This is a genomic window from Shigella sp. FC1661 (genome assembly GCF_001712525.1).
GTDB classification, from domain to species: domain Bacteria; phylum Pseudomonadota; class Gammaproteobacteria; order Enterobacterales; family Enterobacteriaceae; genus Escherichia; species Escherichia coli.
In genome coordinates this window covers 1-6,488 of record NZ_MDGW01000127.1, presented here as the reverse complement: position 1 = coordinate 6,488, position 6,488 = coordinate 1, and the positions used below count along the sequence as shown (strand labels likewise).

3 protein-coding genes and 2 pseudogenes are annotated in these 6,488 nt (G+C 45.2%); 2 read left to right on the top strand and 3 right to left on the bottom strand.

The window, feature by feature from the left end; translation table 11 throughout:
* Nucleotides 1-72: 72 nt before the first annotated feature.
* From BFF42_RS27630 to BFF42_RS09090, 3 genes and pseudogenes are all read right to left on the bottom strand, one after another.
* Complete coding sequence (locus tag BFF42_RS27630; RefSeq protein WP_000961604.1) at nucleotides 73-345, bottom strand: hypothetical protein; 273 nt, start codon at nucleotides 343-345, stop codon at nucleotides 73-75.
* A 338-nt stretch (nucleotides 346-683) separates the two neighbouring features.
* A complete protein-coding gene (gene sigA, locus BFF42_RS09095) occupies nucleotides 684-4,541 on the bottom strand; it encodes a serine protease autotransporter toxin SigA (RefSeq protein ID WP_001034105.1) in 3,858 nt (1,285 codons plus the stop codon).
* Between the two features lie 358 nt (nucleotides 4,542-4,899).
* Nucleotides 4,900-5,903 (bottom strand): annotated as a pseudogene (locus tag BFF42_RS09090) (conjugal transfer protein TraF); the annotation flags it as partial.
* Between BFF42_RS09090 and BFF42_RS09085 the strand changes: the two are divergent.
* Nucleotides 5,888-6,133, top strand: a pseudogene (locus tag BFF42_RS09085) (IS66 family transposase); the annotation flags it as partial. The pseudogenes BFF42_RS09090 and BFF42_RS09085 sit on opposite strands and share 16 nt — an antisense overlap.
* A 190-nt stretch (nucleotides 6,134-6,323) precedes the next feature.
* On the top strand, nucleotides 6,324-6,488 hold a 165-nt coding region (locus BFF42_RS09080), incomplete at its 3' end, for an IS1 family transposase (protein WP_047664789.1).

Sequence of the window (6,488 nt, the reverse complement as noted above, 5' to 3'; positions counted from 1 at the left end):
ACTGGCCGATAAACCGGGTCGGCGAACTGCTCCCCTGGCGCGTAGCACTGCCGACTGAATAACACATCCCCGTCAATACGGTTCTTGCTGCACGCTTACGCTTACTTTACCTTTGATGATGTAATAGTTATTTCCGTCGGTACTCATTTTTCCCTGAAATAATGTCACGGATGTTTCTTCCTGCTGATCCTGCAGGCGCAGTCGTAAGGTCATATTTTTAATGAGCTGAGATCCGGGTGGCAAGGGGTATTTGCTGTCAGATACTGGGCGACTGAGTCTGATGTGGCGCGTATACAGCCCGTTTTCGTACAGGGTGGCCTCTGTTATGGTGTCAGTGACCAGCATGTGGGAGACAATGCTGTATTCTTTTTTAAAGCACCCACCAGAAACGGTGATTGTAATGATAATGGTCTTCTCGATCGAGATGTAAATACCCGTTTCGTTATACTGTCCGTATCGGAACCATGAGAACTCAGTTGCATTCCAGCCATGCTCCAGAATATGTGCATTTTTTTGCCTGATAGTTTCTTTTTTTTATTCGCTCATGTTTAAGGCATAACAGGCAGATAAATAATGTCAGAAAAAGAAAGCTAATAATGAGAGCAAGAGCGATATAGTCTGTCACAGGGTAATACATATTCTCTCCGGTAGAAGAAGGGCCGCAAACGCGGCCCGGGCTGTTATCAGAAAGAGTAACGGAAGTTGGCGTTGATCGCGTTATCCACGTTGTATTTACCAAATGCCGATTTCTCAAACTCAAGACCGAAGCGAAGATTATCGCGAATTTCGGCGTTGAGACCAACATTCATGAGAATACGACCGTCTTTTTCACCTTTGATACGTTTCTCACCGGACGCATCACGCAGTACGGTTTCACCGTTGGCAAACAGGTCAAACTGGTAGCCAAGGCCGGCGCGGGCTGTGACTTTCCAGTCCTTACCGGAGAAGGATTTACCCACATCAACACCGGTACGCCCAATCAGCGGATTAAAGTCCTTATCCTTCATGGTCACGCTCATTCCGCGATCCTGCCAGTCGAACCGTTTACCTGATACGGCCCCATAAACCAGTTCTGCCTGCGGCTCAATCCAGGAGTCTTCTGTTACATGATAGCGGTAGCCTGCTTCAGCACCCACATACAAGGAATGAGAACTGTAGTCTTTTGTTCCGAGCCCAGCAAAGGTCGCCGAGTACTCATTATCATGGTGAACATACTTACTAATCAGGTCGATATAGGCACCAGAGTCAAATATAGCGGAAGCATACAGACCTGCCCCGACGGACTTCGTCTTGCCACTGAATGCATTACTGCTGGCATGACTGTCGGTATACGTCATAGTCAGACCAGTGAAAAGGTCAAGTCCATCCAGCTCATGTTTTTTATCCACACCAATCTGCACATGGGTGTAGTTGTCACTGTATCCACCAGAAGCTGAACCTGCTCCGCTCATGATGCGGGCCCATGCACCGGCCTCGCCATTGGTGTCACGCAGATCCCCCATTCGTTTATTCAGGTTGTTGACTTCTGTCAGGAAGGCTTTGTAATTACCGGACATATACGATTTTGCTGCACTGGAAGATGCTGTATTTTCAGCCACCTTATATCCGGTCAGGGTCCACGTGGTATGTTCCTGATCCTCTTTCGTGCTGATCACAGGAGATATGTTGCTGAAACCTATGGCCTGAGTACTGGCTTTAAATATCTCTTTATTGCTTCCTTTTGGGGCTGTTATCAGGTCAACGTTTAATCCTGAGTTATTATTTCCCACTTTCTGTATATCGACCGACAGACTGTTATTGCGTCCGGTTAACTGATTTTTAACAATGAGTTTATCCGATTGATTTACAGACTGGCTCAGATCAGCCCGCATAATCACAGCAGTATTAGTGGCATCCAGTGTGTTTACAGTCACAGTATGGAAACCCGAATTCTCTATGTTACTAAACAACAAAAGACTGTCGCGGGTTTTTAATGATTGCAGGGCTGACTGTCCGTTTACTCTCCATAAGGTGTTATACATGCTGGCTGAGGCAGCAGGAGCATCAATACCTCCGGTATAAGAAGTATCAAAGCCACCCAGCAAACCTGTAGCCAGCGGTGTGTGTGTGGTTTTGTCCAGGTTATCTTCTTTATACTGGTCAACACCAAACAGAATAGATGCTTTTTTGTCTGATTTTATATTACCATTGACCCAGGCATAATTTTGAGCCTTTAACGTGGCACCATCTTCTGTCATATTATATCCATCTGACATATAGATTGCCGGGCTGTATTTATTATTTTCTGTAGGGGTGCCTGTTAATGTCAGGGTTCCGGCCAGTTCAATAGCTTTATCTACATACATTTTTCCCTGGGCGGTAACAGTAGCTCCTTTGTTGATAATCAGGTCTGTATTAATTAAGGATAATGCACCAGTCATAGTAACAGTTGATTTATCACCAACAGTTATTTTGCTGTTTTGAGCACTCAGACTGCCGTTGAAACTACTTTCGCCTGCTGAATCCCCGGAGCGAAGCTGTTGTCTGAATCCAAAACCTTCGCCAGTAATGTTTCTTCCTGAGAACATGTCAATGTATGCAGTTTTATTTCCCAGAACAATTTGAGAGTTTTTAGCCTCTATGTGTCCTTTTACATTAGCATCCCGGCCTATACTCAGGGTTGCGTTTTCTAAATTTAATTTCCGGAAATTAAATTTACGACTTTCCCAGTCGGGCTGGGAAAAAGAGGCTATCTGATTGTTGGACTTATATTCCGTATTGTAACGTTTATTTACAGTGCTTTCCTGGTCCTTTATGGCAGCAGAATAATCTTTTTGACATAAAAAAGGAATTGGACAGTTGTTATTGCCTTCTTTAAATATGGCATGTTCTGTCGCATGTCCTTGTAATGTTAACTGTGCATTCCGGACAGAGATATCGTTTTTGATATCGACTGAGCCATCAAAGATCAGATTGGCATTATTGTTATGTTGCTGGGTAGTATTGATAATATGATTTATGCTTATATTACCTGATACATTCCCATGGTACATATATGCATCAGTATTAGTAAGTGATAATGTTGATTGCTTCACGTTTGAGTTCGTTACGGTTGTTCCCGCATCTGTTGCTGCGATTTTCTGAAATGACTGGTCATAGCCGTTTAGATCCAGTGTTCCGCCATTTCTGGTAAAATAGATTTCGCCATTACCGCTTTCGCTTAAAGCGTCTTTGGCATTTATTTTTACCGTACCTTTACCTCCGGCCATGTAAATTTTATTGAAGGCTTTTTCAGCACTAAGGATGACAGTCCCATTACCTATTTTAAGGTTATTTCCCTGTGCTATTTTTACATCCAGAGTACCACTACCTATTTTATGCAGATTATCTCCGGCAACGCCCTTAACATTCCATTCAACGGTGGTATTATTATCAATATCTATCCCGGCACCTTTATAAGACTTATCTTTTCCGTACACTTTATATGTCTGGTTCTTATCGAATATAAGCCCGCCAATGCCAAGATCGGTATCCTGCTTGAGCGTTAATTCCCCTCCTCCTGAGACAGACAGGTCCTTATCTTTTATAATCGATGATAACTCTTGTTTTTTACCATCCAGCTGCATAGTGTTTGTGAAATTCTTTTTTAAATTGTTTACCAGAATATTATTAAATAACGAGTAGTTTGTCCAGGCTATATTGGTACTACTGATAAAACCAACTGTACTGGTAACACCATGGAAAACCCATTTTTGTTGTTCTTTATCATATAGATAAGAACCAGAACCACTATCGCCAAAAATTGGTGAGTTTTTAAAAGGGGTTCTGTTGGTATAAATGTAACTCTTGTTTTTCCAGTCCAGATTAAAAAGACTTGCGCTTAACAAGTCGGGATTATAGTTTTGTCCAAACAGATATTGTTTGCCGTTTAATATCGTTGAGGTTGTTCCGGCACCTGCTCTGAAGCCAATTATTTGTTCCTTACCGTTGTAGTTTACGCCATATCTTTTCATCGCATCTTCGGGAGAAAGTGAGAAGTCGGCACTCTCCGTAACCCCTGTTGTTTCCACGACGAATTTATTCAGACGATGAACCGAAAAGTCGCCAGATGATACTCTGTTACTTGCTTTATATGCTGTCTGATCCCATGACTGTGTTTTTATTGCATGATGCTGTGTACCGTTATGAGTCGCAGTAACACTGTACGCACCTCCAATTGATGTTGTTGCACCTTTGTTGGAAACAGCAGAAAAATCAGGTACAGGTAGTTCTGGAAAATGAAATATCTTTCCATCTTTCATCATTAATTGAACATTTGTTGCACCCGGTCTGAACTCTCCTCTGTTTTGAGCAAGGTCAAGATAATCGCGGGTCCATATATTATTTATATCCAGCATTGCTGCAAATGCTGTTTCGCCATAACTTCCATATATTGAGGATAAAATAATACCGAGGATAACTTTCTTTCTTGATGTACCGACACTAACTTTCCGGGTCAGTTCAGAAACAGCAACTAATCCACCTGTAATATGACTATATTTCAGTGAATAAATTTTATTCATACGTGAACTCCGATATTTCTGAGTTGTGGTTATGGGATAGCATTTAATTACAACGGGGAACTATCAGTCATGGTACGTAACTGATAAGGTATAATGATAACCACTGTCAGTTATATTTGTATGACAGATGTAACAAAATGAAAAAAAAGATAAGCACAAGTGATTGATTGGTCAGATATTGACCACTTGGTGTTTGTATTTTGAACTTTGCGATCAAAATTTGATCTTTGTTGTTTCCGGTCAATCCTTTACAGGTTTTCTGTATTATCCGGGGGAGTTAAGTCTGTCGATGTCCGACAGACTTTGATGATGGAAACAACATGCAGCGATAATGTGCATGCTGTTTTGCAGGTGGAACTCAGAAGGTGAACTGGAACTGTGCGACCGCACCGTAAGTGTTGTCCGTGCCGATCAGGCCTGCAACATCAAGGTGAACCACATCAAACGGTGAGATCCCCACCCCGGCCGTGAATGCACTGCCGTCGTTACCGGCCAGATTCTGACGGTAACCGGCGCGCAGCTGTGCCCATTTCCAGGCATTAAATTCTGCGCCAATGGCGGCAAACTGACGGTTGCTGTCGGAGGTGAAACCGCTGGCCGGGGTCAGATCCACATCAAATGCGGTGGTGAACATCGCGTTGTGCCAGGAGACACCGGCCGTCACCTGCGGGCGGATCCTGAAGGTTTCCGTGATACCGTTCACTTCTTTTGTCTCAATACTACGGGGGATCAGGTTCTGTGCGACCAGTCCCAGCGTCCAGTTGTCATCCAGGTCCGTACTGGCACCGATGTCGGCGTTGATGCCATTTTTCGTGTTGTGGTAGCGGTCGCCTTTGAAGGCGCTGCTGTCATAATTTCTGACCAGCACGTTGTAGTTGAACAGGTCGACGCGCTGGAATTTGGGGGGGAAGCCCAGAGACCATTTCTGCCCGGCCGTTTCCAGTTCCGTAGCCAGAGCAATACCCACATCAGTGATCAGTGCCGCGCGGGCAAAGGCCTGTGATGTCAGGCGGCTTTTGTCCACCTCCTGCCCGGTGCTGTTTGCCACCTCTTCCAGGTAAGTGAGGTCAGCATCAGAGACTTTACCGTCGACACTGACGGTGCCGTGTGATTTAACCATCAGTGCGGCAGAGAGGCGATCACCGGGAAGGGCCGCCACAGCAGAAACGCCCAGCTGTGCGGCGGCATGTGTGTTACGGAAGTCCCGGAGGTGTTCTTTCAGGCGTGCGGCAGCCTCAGGAACACCGTGGTTACTTTCGATGGCGCGGTCGAAGGCCTTCCACTCATCACTGATCCGGTCGGCGTTGTCGGTGATATTATCCGGATTGGAGAGCTGCGCGCGACGGACGGAAGCAGGATGCTGGGCTCATGCGCGACGCAAAATCCACGATGTATATATCAGTACTAAAAGCGCGACGGCGGAAGAAGCTCTGAAACTAATCGGTGAACTGTACGCCATAGAGCACGATATACGCGGGTTACCGGTGTCTGAACGCCTGGCGGTCAGGCAAATGCAGAGTAGACCGCTCCTGACTTCCCTGTATAAGCTGATGCAGGAGAAAGAACACACGTTATCGAAGAAATGTCGTCTTGAGGTGTACTGGCAATAGCGGACACTACCATTTGTTCTTTTTTTAAGCAGCCATCTGATGATATTTTTCCCTGAAGGCTGCCGGGGAGATATTCCCCAGACGAGAGTGACGACGCTGACGATTGTAGAAAATCTCGGTAATGCTGCCAACTTACTGATTTAGTGTATGATGGTGATTTTAAGGTGCTTGCGTGGCTTCCATTTCCATCAGATGTCCTTCCTGCTCCGCTACTGAAGGCGTGGTGCGTAACGGCAAAAGCACTGCCGGACATCAGCGCTATCTCTGCTCTCATTGCCGTAAAACATGGCAACTACAGTTCACTTACACCGCCTCTCAGCCCGGTACGCACCAGAAA